This is a genomic window from Acinetobacter larvae (genome assembly GCF_001704115.1).
Taxonomy (GTDB): Bacteria; Pseudomonadota; Gammaproteobacteria; order Pseudomonadales; family Moraxellaceae; genus Acinetobacter; species Acinetobacter larvae.
In genome coordinates, this window is the sequence record NZ_CP016895.1 from 1138470 (window position 1) to 1163263 (window position 24794).

At 42.0% G+C, this 24794-nt stretch carries 16 protein-coding genes; 12 read left to right on the plus strand and 4 right to left on the minus strand.

All coding sequences use genetic code 11. From position 1 onward, the window contains the following. Nucleotides 1–131: 131 nt before the first annotated feature. Complete coding sequence (gltA, locus tag BFG52_RS05100) at nucleotides 132–1406, minus strand: citrate synthase (protein WP_067553291.1); 1275 nt, start codon at nucleotides 1404–1406, stop codon at nucleotides 132–134. Between the two features lie 1915 nt (nucleotides 1407–3321). Here gltA and sdhC point away from each other — a divergent pair. The 11 genes from sdhC to BFG52_RS05155 all read left to right on the plus strand — a co-directional run bounded on the left by sdhC (nucleotide 3322) and on the right by BFG52_RS05155 (nucleotide 19318). Beyond that, on the plus strand, nucleotides 3322–3723 hold the full coding sequence (gene sdhC, locus BFG52_RS05105) for a succinate dehydrogenase, cytochrome b556 subunit (RefSeq protein ID WP_099092621.1): 402 nt from the start codon (nucleotides 3322–3324) through the stop codon (nucleotides 3721–3723). Beyond that, nucleotides 3723–4088 carry a succinate dehydrogenase, hydrophobic membrane anchor protein gene (gene sdhD, locus BFG52_RS05110; RefSeq protein ID WP_067553293.1) on the plus strand — a complete coding sequence of 122 codons (366 nt, stop codon included), beginning with the start codon at nucleotides 3723–3725 and terminating at the stop codon, nucleotides 4086–4088. Before sdhC ends, sdhD begins: the two co-directional genes overlap by 1 nt. A 12-nt stretch (nucleotides 4089–4100) precedes the next feature. Further along, nucleotides 4101–5996 (plus strand): succinate dehydrogenase flavoprotein subunit, encoded by a 1896-nt coding sequence (gene sdhA / locus BFG52_RS05115; RefSeq protein ID WP_067553295.1) that lies wholly within the window; start codon nucleotides 4101–4103, stop codon nucleotides 5994–5996. A 14-nt stretch (nucleotides 5997–6010) separates the two neighbouring features. Then, a complete protein-coding gene (locus BFG52_RS05120; protein ID WP_067553297.1) occupies nucleotides 6011–6724 on the plus strand; it encodes a succinate dehydrogenase iron-sulfur subunit in 714 nt (237 codons plus the stop codon). A gap of 644 nt (nucleotides 6725–7368) precedes the next feature. Next, nucleotides 7369–10209 carry a 2-oxoglutarate dehydrogenase E1 component gene (locus BFG52_RS05125; RefSeq protein WP_067559154.1) on the plus strand — a complete coding sequence of 947 codons (2841 nt, stop codon included), beginning with the start codon at nucleotides 7369–7371 and terminating at the stop codon, nucleotides 10207–10209. Next, nucleotides 10209–11408, plus strand: coding sequence for a 2-oxoglutarate dehydrogenase complex dihydrolipoyllysine-residue succinyltransferase (gene odhB / locus BFG52_RS05130; protein ID WP_067553298.1), 1200 nt, complete (start codon nucleotides 10209–10211; stop codon nucleotides 11406–11408). The genes BFG52_RS05125 and odhB overlap by 1 nt, the downstream gene beginning before the upstream one ends. Nucleotides 11409–11476: 68 nt before the next feature. Further along, complete coding sequence (gene lpdA / locus BFG52_RS05135; RefSeq protein WP_067553300.1) at nucleotides 11477–12910, plus strand: dihydrolipoyl dehydrogenase; 1434 nt, start codon at nucleotides 11477–11479, stop codon at nucleotides 12908–12910. Nucleotides 12911–13056: 146 nt separating this feature from the next. Then, nucleotides 13057–14223, plus strand: a complete 1167-nt coding sequence (gene sucC / locus BFG52_RS05140; protein ID WP_067553303.1) for an ADP-forming succinate--CoA ligase subunit beta — start codon at nucleotides 13057–13059, stop codon at nucleotides 14221–14223. Between the two features lie 10 nt (nucleotides 14224–14233). Beyond that, nucleotides 14234–15124 (plus strand): succinate--CoA ligase subunit alpha, encoded by an 891-nt coding sequence (gene sucD, locus BFG52_RS05145; RefSeq protein WP_067553304.1) that lies wholly within the window; start codon nucleotides 14234–14236, stop codon nucleotides 15122–15124. 260 nt (nucleotides 15125–15384) lie between these two features. Then, entirely contained in the window at nucleotides 15385–16641 is a 1257-nt protein-coding gene (locus tag BFG52_RS05150; RefSeq protein WP_067553306.1) for a carbohydrate porin, read from the plus strand. Between the two features lie 268 nt (nucleotides 16642–16909). Continuing rightward, complete coding sequence (locus BFG52_RS05155; RefSeq protein ID WP_067553308.1) at nucleotides 16910–19318, plus strand: glucose/quinate/shikimate family membrane-bound PQQ-dependent dehydrogenase; 2409 nt, start codon at nucleotides 16910–16912, stop codon at nucleotides 19316–19318. A 193-nt stretch (nucleotides 19319–19511) separates the two neighbouring features. Here the strand turns inward: BFG52_RS05155 and BFG52_RS05160 are convergent, their stop codons facing one another. The 3 genes from BFG52_RS05160 to mrdA form a co-directional block, all read right to left on the minus strand. Further along, a complete protein-coding gene (locus BFG52_RS05160) occupies nucleotides 19512–19952 on the minus strand; it encodes an META domain-containing protein (protein ID WP_067553310.1) in 441 nt (146 codons plus the stop codon). Nucleotides 19953–20156: 204 nt separating this feature from the next. Then, nucleotides 20157–20723, minus strand: coding sequence for a 16S rRNA (guanine(966)-N(2))-methyltransferase RsmD (rsmD, locus tag BFG52_RS05165; RefSeq protein ID WP_067553312.1), 567 nt, complete (start codon nucleotides 20721–20723; stop codon nucleotides 20157–20159). Then, nucleotides 20710–22719, minus strand: a complete 2010-nt coding sequence (gene mrdA, locus BFG52_RS05170; RefSeq protein ID WP_067553314.1) for a penicillin-binding protein 2 — start codon at nucleotides 22717–22719, stop codon at nucleotides 20710–20712. Before mrdA ends, rsmD begins: the two co-directional genes overlap by 14 nt. Before the next feature lie 694 nt (nucleotides 22720–23413). Between mrdA and BFG52_RS05180 the strand changes: the two genes are divergently transcribed. Beyond that, the gene (locus BFG52_RS05180) at nucleotides 23414–24730 is read left to right on the plus strand and encodes a hypothetical protein (RefSeq protein WP_067553317.1); all 1317 of its coding nucleotides are present in this window, start codon (nucleotides 23414–23416) and stop codon (nucleotides 24728–24730) included. The last annotated feature ends 64 nt before the right edge of the window (nucleotides 24731–24794 follow it).

Consider the following 24794-nt stretch of genomic DNA (forward strand, 5'->3'; position numbering starts at 1 on the left):
TTAACAGCAATGCAGCAGATACTGGCTACTGATTTATTTTAATTTTATTTTAAAAGCTGTCTAAATTATTTTCAGTAAAGAAAAACCGTTGTTGCAGAAGCAACAACGGTTTATACGTACAGGTATTGAACTTAACGTTGAATATCGCGTTGCGTCGCACCTGTATAAAGTTGACGCGGGCGACCAATTTTATATGGACCGCTATGCATTTCTAACCAGTGGCTGATCCAACCTACTGTACGTGCCAAGGCAAAGATTACAGTAAACATTTCGGTTGGAATACCAATTGCTTTCAGGATAATACCAGAGTAGAAGTCAACGTTTGGATAAAGTTTACGTTCTACAAAGTACGGGTCGCTCAAGGCAATTTTTTCAAGTTCCATTGCCAAAGCAAGTTGTGGATCATTGATACCAAGTGCCGCCAATACTTCGTCACAAGTTTGTTTCATGACTTTTGCGCGTGGGTCAAAGTTTTTATAAACGCGGTGACCGAAGCCCATGAGCTTCACTTCTTTACGTTTTACTTTTTCCATGAATTCAGCAACGTTATCAACGCTACCAATTTCATCTAACATTTTAAGTACAGCTTCGTTTGCACCACCGTGCGCAGGACCCCAAAGTGCAGAAATACCTGCTGCGATACATGCGTAAGGATTCGCACCAGTAGAACCTGCAAGACGTACAGTAGAGGTTGACGCATTTTGCTCATGGTCAGCATGTAGCGTAAAGATGCGGTCCATTGCTTTGGCGAGAACAGGGTTTACTTGATAGTCGCGATCAGCAGGGGTCGCGAACATCATGTAGAGGAAGTTTTCTGCGTAGCTTAGATCGTTACGTGGATAAACAAAAGGTTGACCTACGGTGTATTTGTAGCTCCAAGCTGCAAGTGTAGGGATTTTAGCAATCAGACGGATTGCTGTGATTTCACGATGATTGACATCTTCAATATCAAGGTTGTTGTGATAGAACGCAGATAATGCACCCACAACACCAACCATAATCGCCATTGGATGAGCATCACGACGGAAACCATTATAGAAACGGCTTACTTGATCATGCACCATGGTGTGCTGACGAACATTCTTTTTGAATTTTTCTTTTTGCTCTTCAGTCGGCAATTCACCATTTAATAACAGGTAGCAGGTTTCAAGATATGAAGCTTGCGTAGCAAGTTGGTCAATCGGATATCCGCGATGTAGTAAAATCCCTTTATCACCATCAATGAAAGTGATCTTAGATTCGCAAGAAGCTGTCGCCATGAAACCAGGATCAAAAGTAAAATGTCCTGATGCCAATACATCCTTAACGTCGATTACATCTGGGCCCAATGTACCACTGTAAATTGGTAATTCAATTTTTTTGCCATCAAGTTCTAGAACGGCTTTCTTGCCAGTTGCTTCAGACATTCAAAGATCTCCTGTCCTGGTGGATGTTATTATCTAACTCAATATTTGCAGATTTTGTCCATGAATTAGATGAGTCAAATTTTGCTACTAAGCTTAGTGAGTAATGAGATTTTGTCAATTATACTTAAGGATATAGTTGAGTGTTTATGACAGATCTCGCCAGTGTTGTCTTAAAATAAAGCAATTTCTTACTTAAAACGATGACAGGCTAGACTCACCGTGTCCTTTGCAATTGTAGAATGATATATCTGGCTGTTTTTGCCGCACATGGCTATATATTGCAAAAGATATTATTTATGTTTTTGAAATATAAGTAAAATTATTTTTCTATATGTGGCGTCATTTTTACTGGCAATCCTCTCAATTTATTTTAGAGCTTCTGAAATATTTGTTTGCATTTAAGTCGCTTAATCGGTTAAAAAAAATTCTAATCCATTATATTTTTTGCCAATTTGATAAATTTTAAGCTTAATTAATTTGCATCGATGCATTAGAAAGTATGGAAGTTATTGCCATAAAAAATGAAAAATACACTATTTATAGCCAAGATGGCGATCAATATCTTGCAGTCACTTTGTAGAATATATAGAGAGTGATGATTTATTTTTAAGCTTATGTGGTGATATGTTCCTCAACATAACACTTCATGTCACTGCTGACTATCCATAGACGCTGCGCTGGTGGTTGTGGATAGTCATGCTTGCCATGCCACTGATAAGTGATCAAATCATGATTGCCAGTCAATATGAAATGCTTCATCGGTAATGCTTCTTTAAAGGATGTATAAGCAAGGATGTATAAAAAAGGATGCCATACAGTGTTTAAATAGATTTGTCACATTACTACGCTATGCTCACCACATGAAAAAACTACGCTATGCTCGCCATACAAAAAACGTTTAAGTTTGATATTGAAGCAGTGCCATTGAAGCACGATGCAGCATTTTGCCTGACCGATAAACACCACACATCGTGATGTATATTATGTTGTATATATAAAAGCAGAGCGATAGAAGTCTATTAAAAGTATGGGGCTATTACAGTACTAGTCTATTAAAATAATAATAAAGATGGTCACAGAGATTGAGCTTATATAGAAAGGGTAGGCTGATGACGCAAGAAGGCTGTCCTTTCTATTCTATGGTGAAGAGATCTATGGTGAAGAGTTCTATGGAGAAAAGATCTATAGAGAAGAGATAAGAAGCTTATATCGAGATAGGGCTAAATAATAAAGTGAAATCCTAAGCAGCAAAAATTAATTTAAAAATAATCAAACAAGATCCAAAAACCGCGCAAGCTAAAAACAAACAGCACATGCTGTAATGACGCTTATGTGTTGAGTGTGCAAGTTGTAGTTGGGGTTGGTTAAAATTTTTCGATGTGCTTGTAATGGCTTAGCCAGTTGTGTTTGCTCTATGCTGTGTATTGCACCGGGTTTGCCGAGTTAAGCTGCTTCTTTTATTGTATGTTATTGATATGCTTTATTTTCAATTTTTAAGATAGAAAAGCAGTCAGGCGGTGAATACTGTAAATCAGTGTAAAATGTTGACACAATTAATTTTATAAAAAATATTATTTATTGCTAAAAATGCTTTCTAGGCTGGTTTTAAGTGCTTGTGCTTTGAGCAAGTGCTTTGCGTGAAACACAAAATTTAAACATTAAAATCAATAGATTATGATATAGACCAATCGTCAAATTGAATCCAGAGATGAATGTTAGATAATTATTTGAAAATGCAAATGATTCTTATTTTATGCGCAATATAATTAAAAGCCAAGGGGGACAGTTTGTAATTTAGTTTTTCACGTTTTATAATCCGTTGTCGTTTATAAGTTTAGGCATTTGCTTGCCTGACAATGCCAGCTTTCCTTCGAATTAATTCTTACAAACTCCAGAGGGAGTTTTTACTTACAGGATGCCCGCTGTGAAAAGCAACAGACCTGTCAATTTGTCCATGGGTCAAGTGTTAGCGGTAAATTTACGCTCACCCGTGGCTATTGCATCAATTCTACACCGTCTATCAGGTGTAATCGTATTCTTATTGGTTCCCGTTCTACTCTGGCTTTTGGATAAATCGCTTTCATCACCAGAAGGTTTTGAATACGTTAAAAATGTCGTATTTGGAAACTTCTTCGTACGTTTTATCGTGTGGGTATTTGTAGCGGGATTAATCTACCATTTTGTTAATGGTATCAAGCATTTACTTGCTGATTTAGGTTATGCTGAAGAGCTACAAAGTGGTCGTATTGCAGCAACCATTTCATTGATCTTGTCTGTGGTAGGTATTATCGCAGCCTTTGTATGGATTATGTTCTAATGAAAAGTGCTACAGGTTTAACAGGATCAGGTTCTCGCGATTGGTTTATTCAACGTGTAAGTGCTGTTGTGTTGGCTGTATATACTGTTGTGGTTTTGGGATGGATTCTCTGCCATGGCGGTTTTAGCTATGAGCAATGGGCAGGCTTTATGATGACTTTACCAATGAAGATTTTCTCTTTATTGGCAATCTTATCACTTGTTGCACACGCATGGATTGGTATGTGGCAGGTATTCACGGATTATGTGACTACTCGTCAAATGGGTCCTTCAGCGTCAGGGTTACGCCTTGTGCTGATTTCAGCGGTAATTATTGCTGTATTTGCGTATGCGATCTGGGCAATCCAGATTTTCTGGGCAAATTGATAGGAAGAGATCATGGGCGCGATAACCCCTAAAGAAGACTATACAAATATACAAAACCTCACTTTCGATGCTGTGATCGTTGGTGGTGGTGGTTCTGGCATGCGTGCATCTTATCAGCTTGCCCAAGCAGGTTTGAAAGTTGCGGTATTGACCAAAGTATTCCCAACACGTTCTCACACAGTTGCTGCGCAAGGCGGTATTGGTGCGTCTCTTGGGAATATGCAAGAAGATAACTGGCATTTCCACTTCTATGACACGGTAAAAGGTTCTGACTGGTTAGGTGACCAAGATGCAATCGAGTTTATGTGTCGTGAAGCACCTAAAGTCGTGTATGAGTTAGAACACTTAGGTATGCCATTTGACCGTAACGCGGATGGTACCATTTACCAACGTCCATTCGGTGGTCACTCTGCAAACTATGGTGACAAACCTGTACCACGTGCTTGTGCAGCAGCTGACCGTACTGGACATGCGCTTTTGCATACCCTATATCAAAGCAACGTGAAAATGGGTACTCAGTTCTTTGTTGAATGGATTGCGCTTGATCTGATCCGTAATGAAGATGGCGATGTATTGGGTGTGACTGCAATTGACCAAGAGACAGGCAATATTGCAGTATTCCAAGCCAAAGCAACATTGTTTGCAACTGGTGGTGCGGGTCGTGTTTATCGTGCATCAACCAATGCTTATATTAATACAGGTGACGGTCTAGGTATGGCTGCGCGTGCTGGTATTCCATTACAAGATATGGAATTCTGGCAGTTCCACCCAACAGGTGTGGCGGGTGCGGGTGTATTGTTAACCGAAGGTTGCCGTGGTGAAGGCGCGATCTTACGTAACAAAGATGGCGAACCATTCATGGAACGTTATGCCCCAACTTTAAAAGACTTGGCGCCACGTGACTTCGTATCACGTTCTATGGACCAAGAAATTAAAGAAGGTCGTGGTTGTGGACCTAAAGGTGATTATATCTTATTGGATATGACTCACTTAGGTGCAGATACCATTATGAAACGTCTACCATCTGTATTTGAAATTGGTAAGAAATTTGCCAACGTAGACATTACCAAAGAGCCAATTCCTGTTGTGCCAACAATCCATTACCAAATGGGTGGTATTCCAACCAACATGCATGGTCAGGTTGTTATTCCAGAAGCTAAGCCAGAAGGCGAGTTGATTGCTGGATATAACGGTGAAACCAAAGAGTACGAAGCGAAAACCTCACTGAACTACACAAAACCTGTGAAAGGTTTCTATGCAATTGGTGAATGTTCTTGCGTTTCTGTACATGGTGCGAACCGTTTAGGAACCAACTCATTATTGGACTTGGTCGTGTTTGGTAAAGCTGCTGGTGAACATATTATTGATTATGTGACCAAACACCATGGTGATGAGTATGCACCATTACCAACAGATGTATTGGAAAAAACTTTAGCGCGTGTACGCCATCTAGACGAAACAACTACGGGTGAAAATGCCCAAGAAGTTGCAGATGAAATTCGTGAAATCGTACAAAATCACGCAGGTGTATTCCGTACCCAAGCTTTATTAGATGAAGGTGTGAAGCAGATTTTAGCGCTTGAGCCACGTGTGCGTAACATTCATCTGAAAGACAAGTCTAAAGTCTTTAATACTGCGCGTATTGAAGCACTTGAAGTTGAGAACTTGTACGAAGTCGCGAAAGCAACATTGATCTCTGCTGCTGCACGTAAAGAATGTCGTGGTGCACATACCGTGGTTGACTATGAGTTACCGCCGGATCACCCTGTTTATTCTTATGGTCGCCGCGATGATGAGTGGATGAAGCATACATTATGGTATTCATCAGATAACCGTTTAGAGTATAAACCTGTGCGTTATACCCCATTGACTGTTGATCCAATTGAACCTAAGCCACGTACATTCTAATCGGGAGAGTTAAGATGAGTAGTAGAGGAACTCGTACGTTCGAAATCTATCGCTATGATCCTGATAAGGATAAAGCACCGTATATGCAAACTTTTAAGCTTGAGTTGACTGAAAAGCACCGTATGTTGCTTGATGCTTTACTTGCGCTTAAGGTTCAAGATGAAACCCTAACATTCCGTCGTTCTTGCCGTGAAGGTATTTGCGGATCAGATGGTGTGAATATTAATGGTAAGAATGGTTTGGCCTGTTTGTGGAACTTAAACGATTTACCAGAAAAAATCGTTATTCGTCCATTGCCTGGCTTGCCTGTGATTAAAGATTTAGTTGTGGATATGAATCAGTTCTACGAACAGTACAACAAAATTCATCCTTTCTTAATCAATGATCAGCCAGCGCCACCGAAAGAACGTTTACAATCACCTGAAGAGCGTGAACACCTCAATGGTTTGTATGAATGTATCTTGTGTGCGTGTTGTTCAACATCTTGCCCATCATTCTGGTGGAACCCAGATAAGTTCTTAGGTCCATCTGCGTTATTAAATGCTTACCGTTTCATTATCGATTCACGTGATAATGCAACCCAAGAACGTTTGGCACGTTTGGACGATCCATTCTCCTTGTTCCGTTGTAAAGGGATTATGAACTGCGTTTCTGTTTGTCCTAAAGGCTTGAACCCGACTAAGGCAATTGGTCACATCCGTAATATGTTGCTCGACCAAGCAGGATAATTGCCATAAAATAAAAAGCGTATACCTGAAAAGGTATGCGCTTTTTTATATGTTTAATTTTTATAGTTTTTTAAGCGCTAAAAAATTGTGCAAGATTAAATCTAATGGTTTATTTTTGTTTAAAAAGTAGCCAAGCAGAGTAATGAAATGTGATAATCGCTAGCTGAAAGTGGCTTTATCTAGCATCATTGTGAATAAGCGTATTACTTTAGTGTATTTAGCTAATTTATAGATGGTATGTGGCAATTAAATCAATGCTGTCTTTAGATCATGTTAGCATTTAGCATATCAGTATATTGCTAGAAAATGGTGCAAAAACAAGCATGCAGACGCTATAATGTGTCGTTCGCCAGTAATTTATACCAGATAGACTGTCGTTTTAGAAAAGCTAAGGCTAAGATTTAGCTTTTCTAAGCCGATTTGCAAAAAAATTGCTCGACATGGTCGAGTTCATAAATGGATGATGATGCCAAACAGGCGTTATGATTCATCAAGCGCCACAGTCTATAACTGCGGCGCTGTAACGCCCCGTGTTCAAACGAACCCGAAAGGTGGGGGATGTCAATTATCAGTTTGGCATTATCAATCATGGGTTTGCCTAACCGCATCCTGTAATGTTTTTGCAATAGGAAATGGGTCCACAAATGCAAGAAGTTGCTGACGCTCCGCGTCTTGATACTGAACTTTCCGCTGATAGTGCGGCGTATATAGAAGAGCTTTACGAGCAATACCTATCATCACCAACCTCAGTCGGCGAGGATTGGCGTCAATATTTCGATAAATACCCTAAGGGCGATCAACCTCATGGTAATATTCGTGAGCAGTTCTTACTTTTAGGTCGTAATTCAAATCGTGTTCAACCTGTGGTGCAAAGCCAAGTCAGTACTGAACATGAAAGACGTCAAATAGGTGTATTGCAGCTTATTGCAGCATATCGTAATCGCGGTCATCAAAAAGCACGTCTCGACCCACTAGGGTTGGCAAAACGTGAAGAAGTGCCAGATTTAGATCTAGCAACACACGGCTTAACCAAGTCTGATCTTGATACCGTATTCAATACTGGTAACTTGGCCATCGGTAAGAGCGAAGCGACCTTAAAAGAAATGATCGACACCATGGAAGCAACGTATTGTAGCTCTATTGGTGCAGAATATATGCACATTGTTGATACCAAAGAAAAACGTTGGATTCAACAACGTTTGGAAGGGGTCAAGGGTCAATTCAATTTTTCAGCAGATCAAAAGAAACTATTCTTAGAACGCTTAACAGCTGCTGAAGGCTTAGAAAAATATCTTGGCAATAAATATGTTGGTGCAAAACGTTTTGGTGTAGAAGGTGGTGAGTCTTTTATTCCAATGATGAACGAAATCATTCAACGTGCCGGTTCTGTCGGATGTAAAGAAGTTGTGATCGGTATGCCACACCGTGGTCGTCTCAACTTGCTGGTTAACATCATGGGTAAAAACCCAGCAGACTTATTTGGTGAATTTGAAGGTAAAATTTCCACCACTAAAGGTTCTGGTGATGTGAAATATCACCAAGGTTTCTCATCAAACGTCATGACACCTGGTGGTGAAGTTCACTTAGCTTTGGCATTTAACCCATCACACTTAGAAATCGTTGGACCGGTAGTAGAAGGTTCAGTACGTGCGCGTCAAGTGCGTCGTAAAGACATTGGCGGTGATGATGTTTTACCTGTCATTGTCCATGGTGATGCTGCATTTGCTGGTCAAGGTGTGAACCAAGAAACCTTCCAAATGTCACAAACACGTGGCTTTACAGTTGGTGGTACAGTACATGTTGTTGTAAACAACCAAGTGGGTTTCACCACTTCAGATCCACGTGATGCACGTTCGACTGAATACTGTACTGATGTCGCAAAAATGATTCAGGCACCGATTTTCCATGTCAATGGTGATGATCCTGAAGCTGTAGCCTTTATTGCGCATCTTGCACATGACTTCCGTCATACTTTCCGTAAAGACGTTGTGATTGATTTGTTCTGCTATCGTCGTCGTGGTCATAACGAAGCCGATGAGCCTGCTGCAACACAACCAATGATGTATCAAGTGATTAATAAAAAAGCGACTACCCGTACGCTTTATGCTGATCAATTGGTACAAGAAAAAGTGCTAGATCGTGCGACTGCAGATCAAATGATCGAAGACTATCGTTCAGATTTAGAAGCTGGCAATCATGTGGCCAATGCATTGGTGCTTGAACCGAATAAGAAAATGTATGTCGATTGGACACCATATTTGGGTCATGCCTATACTGATGTTTGGGATACCTCTTTCCCTGTTGAGCGTTTAAAAGAGCTGGGTCAACGCATGCGTGAATTGCCTGAAGGCTTCGTGATGCAACGCCAAGTATCGAAAGTGATTGATGATCGCTTGAAAATGCAAACAGGCGAGATTCCTTTAAACTGGGGCGCGGCAGAAACTTTAGCTTATGCGACATTGCTTGATGAAGGCTATTTGGTGCGTTTGACTGGTGAAGACGTGGGTCGTGGTACTTTCTCACACCGTCATGCCAAACTACATAACCAAAAAGATGGTTCAGTTTATATTCCGCTTTGTCACATCAAAGAAAACCAACCGCGTGTTGCAATCTATGACTCACTGTTGTCAGAAATTGCAGTTTTGGCATTTGAATATGGTTATTCAACTACATTGCCAAAAAGCTTAGTCATTTGGGAAGCACAATTTGGTGACTTCGCAAACTGTGCACAAGTCGTAATCGATCAGTTCATCGCATCTGGTGAAACCAAGTGGCAACGTGTGTGTGGTTTAACCATGTTGCTACCCCATGGTTATGAAGGGCAAGGTCCAGAACATTCTTCTGCACGTTTAGAGCGTTATTTGCAGCTATGTGCCGAAGACAATATTCAAGTGATTACACCAACCACACCAGCACAAATTTTCCATGCTTTACGTCGTCAAGCGATTCGTCCAATTCGTAAGCCATTGATTGTTACTTCACCAAAATCATTGCTACGTCACAAACTTGCCGTATCGACTTTAGATGATTTGGCAACGGGTGGCTTCCAAACTGTGATTGATGAAATTGATGCAATCAATCATGCCGACGTAACACGTTTGGTATTGTGTGGCGGTAAAGTGTATTACGATTTACTCGAAAAACGTCGTGAATTGGGTCTAAACAATGTCGCGATTATCCGTGTGGAACAGCTTTATCCTTATCCAGAACAGCGTCTCCAAGACGTGATCGATACTTATCCAAATGCAACTGAATTGGTTTGGGCGCAAGAAGAGCCGAAAAACCAAGGTGCTTGGTTATTTATCGCACCACGTTTATATGAAGGCGTCATCAAGTCAGGTAAAGCATTGAGCATTCGCTATGCTGGTCGTGAAGCATCGGCAGCACCAGCATGTGGCTCACCTTATTTGCATGCAAAACAACAAGCTCAGCTGGTGAACGATGCACTTGCAATCGCAGCTGAACAATCAGGAGAAACAAACTAATGGCAACCGAAATTAAAGCACCGGTGTTCCCAGAGTCAGTTGCTGACGGAACGATCGCGACTTGGCATAAACAAGTTGGCGAATCAGTTTCACGTGATGAAGTAATTTGTGATATTGAAACCGATAAAGTTGTTTTAGAGGTTGTTGCTCCTGCAGACGGTAGCTTGGTAGCAATCATCAAAAACGAAGGTGATACAGTATTATCTGATGAAATCATCGCACAATTTGAAGCAGGTGCAGTCGCAGCTGCAGCACCTGCTGCAGTAGAAGAAAGTTCAGCACAAACCCAAGCTGGCGCTGCCGCAGTGGTTGAACGTTCACAACCTGTAGATGTAGATGGTCAAGCGCCTGCTGTGCGTAAAGCATTGACAGAAACCGGTATCAATGCCGCAGACGTTGCAGGCACTGGTCGTGGTGGTCGTATTACCAAAGAAGATGTTGCGAATCATCAAACTAAACCAGCTGCAAGCGTTACGCCATTAAGCGTTGCAGTCGGTGAGCGTGTTGAAAAACGTGTACCGATGACACGTCTACGTAAACGTGTTGCTGAACGTCTATTGGACGCAACGCAAAGCACAGCAATGTTGACAACCTTCAACGAAGTCAACATGAAGCCTGTAATGGATATGCGTAAGCAATACAAAGAAGTATTCGAAAAACGTCATGGTGCACGTTTAGGCTTTATGTCTTTCTTTGTGAAAGCGGCAACTGAAGCATTAAAACGCTTCCCAGCTGTGAACGCGTCTATTGACGGTGATGACATTGTTTATCATGGTTTCTATGACATCGGTGTCGCGGTTTCATCTGATCGTGGTTTGGTGGTTCCTGTACTACGTGATACAGATCGCATGAACTATGCTGAAGTTGAAAACGGTATTGCGGGTTATGCAGCAAAAGCACGTGCTGGTAAATTAGCGATTGAAGATATGACTGGCGGTACTTTTACTATTACTAATGGTGGTACTTTCGGTTCATTGCTTTCTACTCCGATTCTTAATACACCACAAACAGCAATTTTAGGCATGCACAAAATCCAAGAGCGTCCTATGGCTGTAAATGGTCAAGTTGAAATCTTGCCAATGATGTATTTGGCACTTTCTTATGACCACCGTTTAATCGATGGTAAAGAAGCTGTTCAATTCCTTGTAACAATTAAAGAATTGTTAGAAGAGCCTGCAAAACTGATCCTTGATCTTTAATCTTTCATCACATCGAATAAGACCTAGCCAAGTCGCGGAGGACGCGCACTTGGCGCATGGAGATAAAAATGTCTCAACAGTTTGATCTAGTTGTAATAGGCGGTGGACCAGGTGGTTATGAGGCTGCAATTCGCGCAGCTCAACTTGGTTTTAAAGTAGCGGTTATTGAAAAACGTATTCATAAAGGTAAGCCTTCTTTGGGTGGAACCTGCTTAAACGTTGGTTGTATTCCTTCAAAAGCGCTTTTAGATTCTTCACATCATTATGAAGACACTTTACATGGTCTAGATGATCACGGTATTAGCGTCGATAATGTACGTCTTGACCTACAAAAATTGTTGGCGCGTAAAGACAAAGTTGTCGATCAACTGACTGGCGGTGTTGCTCAATTACTCAAAGGTAATGGCATCGAGTGGTTACAAGGTACTGGTAAACTTTTAGCAGGCAAAAAAGTTGAATTCACCCCATTTGATGGTGAAGTTCAAGTTTTAGATGCAAAATATGTGATTTTGGCATCAGGTTCTGTTCCAGTAAATATTCCAGTTGCACCAGTAGACGAAAACTTCATTGTTGATTCAACCGGCGCGTTAGAATTCCAAGAAGTTCCAAAACGTTTAGGTGTGATTGGTGCTGGTGTAATCGGTCTAGAGCTTGGTTCGGTATGGCGTCGTTTAGGTGCTGAAGTCGTCATTTTTGAAGCGATGGACAGTTTCCTACCGATGGCAGACAAAGCATTGGCCAAAGAATATCAAAAAATCTTGAGCAAACAAGGTTTGGATATTCGTGTTGGTGCAAAAGTGGCTAAAGCTGAAGTCGTTGGCGATCAAGTTGCAGTACAGTACACCCAAGCTGGTGAAGATAAGCAAGAAAGCTTTGATAAACTGATTGTTTGCGTGGGTCGTAAGCCTTATACAGAAGCATTATTGGCTGAAGATTCTGGCGTTAAAGTAACTGATCGTGGTTTTGTTGAAGTCAATGATCAGTGTCTTACTTCAGTGGAAGGCGTATATGCAATTGGTGACCTAGTACGTGGTCCAATGCTAGCGCACAAAGCAATGGAAGAAGGCATGATGGTGGTGGAGCGTATTCACGGTCATGCGGCACAGGTTAATTATGACACCATTATTTCTGTGATCTATACACATCCTGAAGCGGCTTGGGTGGGTTTAACCGAAGAAGCAGCCAAAGAAAAAGGTCATGAAGTAAAAACTGGTCAATTCCCGTTTGCGGTGAATGGTCGTGCTTTAGCAGCAGGCGAAGCAGCAGGTTTTGTAAAATTTGTAGCTGATGCGAAAACCGATCGTTTATTGGGTATGCATGTGATTGGACCGGGTGCGTCTGATATTGTTCATCAAGGTATGATTGCACTTGAGTTTGTATCTTCTGTTGAAGATCTACAACTGATGACATTCGCGCATCCTACTTATTCAGAAGTGGTACACGAAGCAGCATTGGCTGTAGATGGTCGTGCCATTCATGCGATTCAACGTAAACGTAAATAATAAAAGGAGCGGCATAGCCCGCTCTTTTTTTGATGATTGTGTGGTTTATGATCATCATTTGCGTCTTGAAATGCGAATACCTAATGCGAAGGAAGTTTAGGTATTATTTTTTGATAACAAAGTGAAAAGTAGTTAAAGGTAATTCAATGAATCTACACGAGTATCAAGCTAAAGCGCTGTTAAAAAAATATGGCATGCCAGTACAAGAAGGCATTCTTGCAACCAATGCTGATGAAGCCGTAGCTGCATTTGAGCAACTAGGTGGAAAATTTGCGGTCATGAAAGCGCAAGTTCATGCCGGTGGTCGTGGTAAAGCTGGTGGCGTTAAAATCGCAAAATCAAAAGAAGATGTGATTGCATTTGCGAACGATATTATCGGTACCCGTTTAGTAACTTATCAAACAGATGCCAATGGTCAACCTGTAAATAGCATCATCATTGCTGAAGACGTTTATCCTGTTGAACGTGAACTTTATCTTGGTGCAGTTGTAGACCGTTCAAGCCGTCGTATCACTTTCATGGCATCAACTGAAGGTGGCGTGGAAATTGAGAAAGTTGCTGAAGAAACTCCAGAAAAAATCATTAAAGTTGAAGTTGATCCTTTAGTCGGCTTACAACCTTTCCAAGCACGTGAAGTTGCTTTCAAATTAGGCTTAAAAGACAAACAAGTAGGTCAATTTGTAAAAATCATGTCTGCTGCATATAACGCTTTTGTTGAAAATGACTTTGCGTTATTTGAAATTAACCCACTTTCAGTTCGTGAAAATGGCGAAATTTTATGTGTAGATGCCAAAGTTGGTATCGACTCTAACGCGCTTTACCGTTTACCAGAAGTTGCTGCACTGCGTGATAAATCTCAAGAAAACGAACGTGAGCTAAAAGCCTCTGAATTTGATCTGAACTATGTTGCGCTTGAAGGTAACATTGGTTGTATGGTCAATGGTGCAGGTTTGGCAATGGCAACCATGGACATCATTAAATTATATGGTGGTCAACCAGCAAACTTCCTTGACGTTGGTGGCGGCGCAACCAAAGAACGCGTGATCGAAGCATTCAAAATCATCTTGGCAGACAGCTCTGTACAAGGCGTATTAATTAATATCTTTGGTGGTATTGTTCGTTGTGACATGATCGCTGAAGCGATTATTGCAGCCGTTCAAGAAGTAAATGTTACTGTACCTGTTGTGGTACGTTTAGAAGGTAACAACGCCGAACTTGGTGCGAAATTACTTGATGAATCTGGTCTTAAATTGATTTCTGCAGAAGGTCTTGCCGATGCTGCTGAAAAGATTGTTGCTGCAGTAAAAGCTTAAGGAGTATCACATGAGCGTATTAATTAATAAAGACACTAAAGTATTGGTACAAGGCTTTACAGGTAAAAACGGTACTTTTCACTCTGAGCAAGCGATTGCTTATGGTACAAAAGTTGTTGGTGGTGTAACGCCAGGTAAAGGTGGTCAAACCCATATTGGTCTACCTGTATTTAACACCATGAAAGATGCTGTTGCAGAAACTGGTGCTGATGCTTCTGTGATCTATGTTCCAGCACCATTCGTATTGGATTCTATTGTTGAAGCAGTTGATTCAGGCGTTGGCTTGATCGTTGTGATCACCGAAGGTGTTCCAACCATCGATATGCTAAAAGCAAAACGTTACCTAGAAACCAATGGTAATGGTACGCGTTTGGTTGGTCCAAACTGCCCAGGCGTGATCACTCCGGGTGAATGTAAAATTGGTATTATGCCAGGTCACATCCATCAACCAGGTCGTATTGGTATTATTTCACGTTCAGGTACATTGACTTACGAAGCTGTAGCACAAACAACTAAGCTTGGTCTAGGTCAATCAACGTGTATCGGTATCGGTGGTGACCCAATTCCTGGTATGAACCAAATTGATGCCTTGAAATTGTTCCAAGACGATCCAGATACAGATGCTATCATCATGATCGGTGAGATTGGTGGTACAGCAGAAGAAGAAGCTGCTGAATACATCCAATCTAACGTGACTAAACCTGTGGTTGGTTATATTGCGGGTGTTACTGCACCTAAAGGTAAACGTATGGGTCACGCTGGTGCGATCATTTCAGGTGGTAAAGGTACTGCTGAAGAAAAATTTGCTGCATTTGAAAAAGCGGGTATGGCTTATACACGTAGCCCTGCTGAGTTGGGTTCAACCATGTTGCAAGTGCTAAAAGACAAAGGTATGGCTTAATCTTTTGATTTAAGTTATCTCGAAAATGCCAGGTTCTGATCTGGCATTTTTTTTGCCTGCTTTTCGCTTGGTCGTTTTCATCTAACTTTTTGCGCCACAGAGTTTAAGCAAATATTGGCGTCAGATATTTTTGAATTAGTGTAAAGAAATTAACAAATAAACATAATAAATCGATTTTATATAACATATTTTGGATTTTTATTAATATTAATTACAAAATAAAGGTATTCTATGCGAATTAACCAGACAGTTTAAGGTTTTTGCGATTGAATAAGCATAGATTCATTTTTCGTTTCAGTATGATGAGCATGCTCAGTGCTTGTGCAACAGTTCATGCGGCAGAGGTTTTTTCGCATCAGCGTAATTATATGTTGGGTGACTGGAACGGCAAACGTAGTGAGTTACAACAACAGGGCTATGATTTCTCCATTGGCTATACGGGAGAGTTTGCCAGCTTATTCGATGCAAAATATGCAAATCATCATGCGGATGCTTATACCGGGCAATTGAGTCTTGTAGCACAATTCGATTTAGACAAAATTCTGAATTGGCAAGATAGTGAAGCAAAAATTGCTGTGACTTATCGCGATGGACATAGCTTGAGCCAAACTGCCGATGCATTGAATGGACAAAACGACACAGCGGTAGGGCAGCTCAGTTCGGTACAAGAGCTGTGGGGGCGTGGACAGACTTGGCGTTTAACTGATTTTTGGATTCAGAAAAAATTTTTAGATCAGCGCTTAGCGATTAAGCTCGGTCGTTTTGGTGAAGCTGAAGAATTTAATAGCTTTGACTGTAAGTTTCAGAACCTTGCTTTATGTGGTTCGCAAGTTGGTAATTGGGCTGGAGATCAGTGGTATAACTGGCCAGTGAGTCAATGGGCAATGCGGGTTAAGTATGCCATACAGCCAGACTTGTTTGTGCAAGCAGGCGTATTTGAGCACAATGCTGAAAACTTAAAACGCTCTAAAGGGTTTAATCTGAGTAGTAAAGGATCAAATGGCGCATTACTTCCTATAGAAGTGATTTGGCAACCAATGTTTTCTGATATGGCGGGTGAATACCGAGCGGGCTATGTATATAGTACGGTAGATCGTAGCAGCCAAGATACAGCGATTGATCAGAAACAAGCGTATTGGATGTCAGCCAAACAACAACTTAGCACAGTCGATGGCAATAACGCACGTGGGCTCAGTGCCTTTATACAAGCGACATGGTTTGAGGGTGATGCCGACAATCCGGATGATGCACAAATTGCCGATATGCAAAATATTGGACTCAGTTATGTGGGACTTTTCGCTGCTCGTGCTCAAGATGAGCTTGCCATCGGGGTGTCTCGTATTCATAAACAGCAAACTGGATTTTCGCATGAATATAACAGCGAATTATATTATGCTGTTCAGGTCAATAACTGGTTAACAATTAAACCAAACATACAATATATTCATCATATCGGTGCGCTCAAGTCTGGGAATAATGCCTGGGTGGGCGGCATAAAGTTTGATAGTTCTTTTTAGTTATAGTTCTTTTTTAGCCATTTGGGTTTTAGTCATTTAGGTTTTCGTCATTTCAGTTTTAGTTTTTAGTGATTGGAAATGCGACGCAATTAAAAATGCTGTTGTCATATGGCGCAGAGATTTACTTTAAAACCCATGTAAAACATGCGCTGTTGCGGTGTAGCGCGCACAGCGCTGTTTTCTTCAATTCATTCTGTTTTTTATGCATACATGTGTTTGCGAGACCCTACACATGTTTTCATAATAATCATTAAATCTAGAGGTGATTATGAATCAGTCCTCAAAGCCTTCAAAACTTAGACCATTTACCGCATATGTGATGGCATTGCTTGCCGTTATTTTGATTCTTGCGGGGATTTGGCTCATCGTTTTGGGGGGCTCTTTTTATTATGTTATCGCCGGTGCGCTGCTATTTGCTTCTGCTATTTTATTAAAGCGTGGTTCAATTTTATCTTATCTGCTCTATACCTTATTAATGCTCGGTACTTTGGTTTGGGCATTGTGGGAAGTGGGCACAGATTTTTGGGCACTCACACCGCGTTTAGATATTCTGGGTGTATTGGGTTTATGGTTGCTTATCCCTGCGGTGACCCGTGATCTCAAACAACCCACTTTACCTAGCCGTTGGGTGTTGGCAGCAAGTTTAGCTTTAAGCATCGTGGTGATGATTTATGCTATTTTTAATGACCCACAAGAAATCAATGGTGTGATTGAAAATCCGCAACCTGCACAGACCAAAGCGGTGGCAGGCGTTGCAGATGCAGATTGGCCCGCTTATGGTCGGACGCAAGCAGGTCAGCGTTATTCACCATTAACCCAGATCAATGATACCAATGTCAAAGACTTGCAAGTGGCATGGACTTTCCGTACGGGTGACTTAAAAACAGCCAATGACTCGGGTGAAACCACCAATCAGGTGACACCAATTAAAATTGGCAACAATATGTATCTGTGTACCACCCATCAATGGTTAATTGCCTTAGACCCCAAAACTGGTCAAGAGAAATGGCGTTTCGATCCTCAATTAAAATCGGGTCCAAGCTTCCAGCATTTAACCTGTCGTGGTGTGTCTTATTATGATGAAAATAATCAGGCAGAATTTGCGACCAGTCTTCAGTCTAAGCAGTCTTCCTCTACACAATGTCCGCGTAAAGTCATTCTACCGGTCAATGATGGACGCTTGGTTGCGATCAATGCCGACAACGGTGCCGCCTGTGATGACTTTGGTCATCATGGTCAGGTTGATTTACAAAAAGATATGCCATTTGCCTATCCCGGTGGTTATAACCCAACCTCGCCACCTGTTGTTACTGGTACGACCATTGTTATCGCGGGTTCAGTCACGGATAATTTTTCCAGTCAGGAACCTTCTGGGGTGATTCGTGGCTATGATGTCAATACTGGTAAATTGTTATGGGTGTTTGATACTGGTGCAGAAGATCCAAATGCGATACCAGCACCAGGTCAAAAGTTTGTGCATAATTCTCCCAATGCTTGGGCACCGTTGGCTTATGATGCCCAACATGACATCGTTTATATTCCAACCGGAGTAGGAACACCGGATATTTGGGGCGGTGATCGTACAGCACTCAAAGAGCGCTATGCCAATTCAGTATTGGCTTTAAATGCGACTACAGGTCAGCTGGTTTGGCATTTCCAGACCACACATCATGACTTGTGGGATATGGACGTACCATCACAACCGACCTTGGCTGATATTCAAAATGCACAGGGGCAAACCGTTGCAGCAGTTTATGTCACCACCAAAACAGGGAATGTCTTTGTATTGGATCGTTTAACGGGTAAAGAAATTGTCCCGATTACCGAGCGTCCAGTACCACAGACTGTCAAACGTGGACCGCAAACCCAAGGTGAGTTTTATGCCAAGACCCAACCTTTTTCTGACTTTAATTTAGCCCCCAAAGATAAGCTGACCGATAAAGACATGTGGGGTGCCACCATGTTTGATCAACTGTACTGCCGTGCTTATTTTCAGACGTTAAATTATGAGGGTATATATACGCCACCTTCGGAAAATGGCAGCTTAGTTTTCCCTGGTAATTTGGGGGTATTTGAATGGGGCGGGATTTCAGTCAACCCAGACCGACAAGTGGCTGTGATGAATCCAATCGGTCTGCCTTTTGTGTCGAAGCTTATTCCGCAAGATCCACATCGCGCGATCAATTCACCGGGTACAGGGACAGAGCATGGCTTACAGCCCATGTATGGCACACCTTATGGGGTAGAAATCAGTGCGTTTTTATCGCCATTAGGTTTACCGTGTAAACAGCCATCTTGGGGCTTTGTTGCTGGCGTTGATCTCAATCATCATAAGGTGGTTTGGAAAAAACGTATTGGTACCGTTCGTGATAGTTTGCCTAATCTCTTCCAATTACCGCCATTGAAAATTGGCGTGCCGGGATTAGGCGGTTCTATTTCAACAGCGGGAAATGTCATGTTTGTGGCTGCAACACAAGACAATTATATTCGTGCTTATCATGTCAGTCATGGTGAAAAATTATGGCAAGCGCGTTTGCCTGCAGGTGGTCAAGCAACACCGATGACCTATGAAATAGACGGTAAACAATATGTCGTGATTATGGCGGGTGGTCATGGTTCTTTTGGAACCAAAATGGGGGATTATTTAGTTGCCTATGCGCTGCCTGATCAGCACTAAATGATTAAGCGCTAATGCTAAGAAGTTATAAAGCATTCACTACGTGATCAAGCGTTAGCGCTAAGAGTCATCAAGCACTTCGCGATGAAGCATTTAGTAAAAGCATTCAGTGATAAATAACCATCAGCCCTCCATGGAGGGCTGATGGTTATGAGGCATTTCGGTGTTGCAGGGAGTAGCTGTTATGGGGTTGTTATTCGTTGGTTTGTGTACGGAATTTTAAAACCACTTTACCTTCTTTATCGAGCAGTTTGAGCTGTGATTTATTGACCGCAAAGCTTTTCACTTGGTTGAGTGCTGTATTAAATTTCTCTGGTAAATCAACTGTATCCATACACATCATTTGTGTGGTTGCGAGAGATGAAAACTTAATTTTGTTTCCTTGGACGGCATAGCCACCCATAATGCGGTTACAACCATCGCTACCGCTGAGTGCACTATCACCAAATTTTAATGAAGCCAAGGTTTGGGTATTTTCAGGTGCATAGTCGACTTGATTGATTTGCGTCACAACCCAGTCTTTGTTTTGCAGTAAATTCAAATTTTTATTGGTTGCAGGATTATCCATGGTGGCACAACCCACCATGCTGAGGGAAGCGATGAAACCGGTAGTCAAGGCAATTTTTTTTAACATGTTTTTTCTCCAAATTTTTTAAGCTGATTGTATTGCTTTGGATCGCGTCAGGAATGTGACCTGTTGCAGTTAGTTTAATAATTATTTGATGGAATATATTTCATTTTAACTAATAACCAACAATGATGTAGTCAAGGTATATACTCGGTAAAGGCTGGCGAAGTTGCGCGAATTTTACCGAGATATTGTTGCAATAGTTTGCTGTTAAAGCATTGCAACGGGTCGAAAGAGGGCGGCTTGCACTTGTCCTGCTTTGGTCGTTTTATAGATTTGCCAATCGGCAGGCAGCCCCAATACATTAAAAGCACGATCAGCCTCGACATAGATCAGACTTTGAGCATGTAAATAGGGGCGAATTGCTGTGGCTAATTCTGCCCATAGATTGAGTGCATAAGGTGGATCGAGAAAGATCAGATCATAAGTGCTCTGTAGCTGTGCACATGCTTGTTGTGCTGTGGTTTGCAGGACTTCGCTCTGCTGTTGCCCATTGAGTAAGATTAAGTTATCTCTTAAATAGCGCGCTTGTTCGGCATTGGGTTCAACAAAAGTCACGTGTGCCGCACCACGAGATAGGGCTTCAAAACCCAGTGCGCCAGAGCCGGCACATAAATCCAGTACGCGTGCATTGGCAATATCCCACATCAGCCAATTGAAGAGTGTTTCACGCACCCGATCTGGGGTGGGGCGTAAGCCATCAATGCTGGCAAAGGCCAGCTGACGACGTTTCCATTGCCCACCAATAATACGAAGTTGATTGTTACTCTTGGCCATGGGCAGAATTCTCAGATGTGCTACGAACAGATGATGCAGGTTTGTTGTGCGGCATTGCCAAAGGATTGGCAGCCAAGCCGATTTCACTGGCTGCCAATTCACCTGGTTTAATGCCCGCAGTCATTAAGCCGCCGCTAACCTGATGATTGGTTGGCAGAATAGCTTTCTTTTTCCGCTGTACTAACCAATAGTCCATGATTGGACGCGCGATTTGCGCCGCGCCGCCGCCATGACGACCATTTTCCCAAATAACAGCAATGGCAATTTCAGGATTTTCAGCTGGTGCAAAACCCACAAATAGACCGTGGTCAAGTTGACGTTCTGTCAGTAGCGCTTCGTTATAGCTTTTACCTTGGGCAATACTTTTTACTTGGGCCGTACCTGTTTTCCCAGCAATTGAATAAGCCGAGGTCTTAATACGTCGCCCAGTTCCCGAATCAATCACATCAACCATGGCATTGCGCATTTTGATCCAGTCTTCTTCGGTCCCATTAAAATCGATTTTACCGGTGGGTGCATTGAGAACTTCATGTGGTTTAGCACCACGCGTTGCTCTTAAGACATGCGGAACCACATGGGCACCATGATTGGCGGTAATTGCCGTTGCCATTGCCAATTGTAGCGGTGTGGCAATAAAAGCCCCTTGCCCGATACTGACGGATATTGTTTCGCCTTTAAGCCACTTGCTTTTGCGGGTACGCATTTTCCATTCTGGGTTAGGATACAGACCAGAACTTTCACTGGGTAAGTCCACACCGGTTTTTTCACCAAAACCAAATTGGCGCATCCACGTATTCATGCGCTCAATGCCCATCTGATAGGATAGGGTATAGTAATAGGTGTCACACGAGACCACGATGGATTTATGCATATTGACTGAGCCATGCCCAGTTTTTTTCCAGTCACGAAAACGGTGTGAATCTCCGGGTAAGTGGAAATAACCGGGATCCATGATGGCAGTATTCCAATCTACCACGCCATAATGGATGCCACCCAAGGCTTCCATCGGTTTGATGGTTGAGCCAGGTGGATAAGAGCCTTGTAAAGCACGGTTATAAAGCGGTTGATCAAGGTTGTCACGCAATGCGCTATATTCGTCATGACCAATGCCTGTGACAAATAAATTGGGATTAAAACTTGGGCTAGATACCAAGGCTAAGATTTCCCCTGTCCGCGGATCAATGGCAACAATTGCACCACGTCGACCAGCCAGTTGCTCTGCGGCTACCATTTGCAGACCATAGTCCAGAGATAAATACAGATCATTGCCACGGGTTGAATCTTTACGACCTAAATAGCGCAGCACATTGCCATGTGCATCGGCTTCGATAGATTCATAACCTGGAATACCGTGTAATAAATCTTCATAGGATTTTTCGACCCCAATTTTACCAATCAGGTTGGTCCCCGCATAGGCATCACGGTCGATACTCTTGAGCTCTTTGTCATTAATACGACCAACATAGCCAATGACATGCGCAAAAAGCTCGCCATGCGGATAATAACGCGTCATTTGCGTTTCGATATTGACCCCTGGGAATTGGTATTTAACCTCACTAAAACGTGCAATATTGGATTCACTGAGATTAAGTTTAATCGCTACTAGTTCGGTTTTACGTGCAGTCTTAATGCGTGCTTGAAAACGATCAATGTCTTCTGTGCTGAGGTCTAAAATAGGGGTCAAACGACGAACAGTATCATCGATATCTTCAATGTCAGCACGGCTGATGGTTGCCGTAAAAATGGGGTAATTATCGGCTAATAGCGTACCGTTACGGTCATAAATATAACCGCGCGCAGGGGCAATGGGCTGTAAGCGCGTGCGGTTTTTATCTGAGGCATTGCTAAACTCTTCAAAGTGTACAATTTGCAGATAAGCATAGCGACTCAATAGAATAATCAGGCAGATACAAACAAAGAAAATGGCAAAATAGACCCGACCACGGAAGATGCGCTTTTCTTGTTGAACATTTTTAAGTGGAAACTGCTGCTTCATATGGGTCGTCTAAATTGCTCTGATCAAGGCCAGCCAAGCCAAAAGAGCTATAGTGTACCTGAGAATACAATAAAAATAACCAAAAAAATCTCGTACTGTGCTGCAGTATGCTTGGCGACATTTAGGTTGGGGATGAGGCTTAATGTTATAGCGATCAAAGCATTTATCGAGATGTGTGTACAAGAAGGCAGAATAATAAGCAGCTTTGACTTTAGCGACACGAAAAAAATTGCTATCAGTATATGAGGCGAAAACTAAATCTGTTAAAGTTCAGTCAAACTCGTTGTATTGAAAACGGTGCTTCGGTATTTGGCTTGCAATAGCGTATACTATTGTCTGGCATTGCAATCAAATTGATTGCTTTTAGGGTTGATCTCTGTAAAAAAAACTGCAGCATATCTTCGCCCTATAGTTTGAGTCTGTGGTTGTTGATGTCGATCAAAACCACGGCAGCAAAGCTTGGCGATAACATGCACAACTTTAGCAAATAATGACTTACGACTTATACAATCATATGACTAGGTTGATGTGTACGATTGTCGTGCAGGCGATACAACGATTGTGATTGGGGTAATCCTTAACCATGATAATCCATAACGCACAGCCCATAACTGGTCGGGATGGCGATATTCAGATCAACTGCGCCTATATTTTTTCAACCACGATAAATAGAACATAAACCTGAGAGTAATGCATGTTGGGATACATTAGCGATTTGTGGCAAGCCTTCTTAAGCAGACCTGATCATTTAGCCGTACTCAGCATTATTCCGGTGACTGCCTTTGTGACTTGGGCACATGTCTGGATGGCATTAAAGATGGTGTTTTATCCCATTCATTTTTGGGGCTTTCATCTTGGACCATTGCCTATTGGTTGGCAGGGGATCGTGCCACGTAAAGCCGGACGCATTTCTGGCATTATTACCGACAATACCTTATCGAAACTAGGCTCATTACAAGAGTTCCTCAATGCCATGGATCCCGAAGACATGGCTAGAATTATTGGTGAACAAGTCGGGTCTGAGTTAGAGCATTTAATTGATGAAGTCATGGATGAGCGTAATGCTGTGTTGTGGGAGAATCTACCATTCTCGATCAAACGCCGTATTTATGCCCAAGCACATAAACAACTTCCAGATGTACTCAAAGATTTAGTGACTGATCTGGCTGAAAACGTCGAATCCTTAGTCAATATGCGTGATATGGTGGTCAGTCAGATGGAACAGGATCGCCGTTTAATGGTGCGGATGTTCCTCAAAGTCGGGCAAAAAGAAATTAATTTTATTTGGCATATTAGTGCACTGATTGGTATGGTGTTTGGTATCTTCCAAATGATGGTATGGTTCTTGGTGCCTTGGCATTGGACGGTACCATTTTGGGCATCTATTTGGGGCTTCCTCACCAACTGGATTGCAATTTGGATGGTATTTAATCCAGTCGAACCACATTATGTTCGCTATCCTCAATTTTTTGAATTGACCAAAAATCATAAATTTCCTTGGGTTAAGCCAGTTATTCCACGCATCGGACGTTATAATGTGCAAGGTGCATTTATGAAGCGTCAAGATGAGGTGTCTGAGGTTTTTGCCCGCGTTGTGACTGAAGAGTTGATTACATTGAAGTCGATTATGACTGAAATGATGTATGGTCCAAAAAAAGACAAAACGCGTCGTATCATCAAGCAACATATCAATAAGATTATGGAAACGCCGTTGGTACGCACGTCATTGCAGTTGTCACTTGGACCGCGAGAGTATGCAAAACTGAAGACAGACTTGATTGATCGCTCAATTGAAATTACGATGGTGCCTGTATGTGATCCAGCGTTCAATGCTAGCCGAGCGAAGAAAATATTTCATATGTTCAAAGAGCGGATCCGCGAGTTAACACCAGCAGAATTCCAAAATTTGCTGCGTCCAGCTTTCCGTGAAGATGAATGGATTTTGATTTTATTGGGTGGTGTCACTGGTTTTATCGCAGGCTTAATACATTTATTTGTAGCTTTCTTATAAAGAGTGCTAGACACTTGGTCAAAATTGCTTGGCTGTAGCGGATAGTATTTACATATTGTTTTAC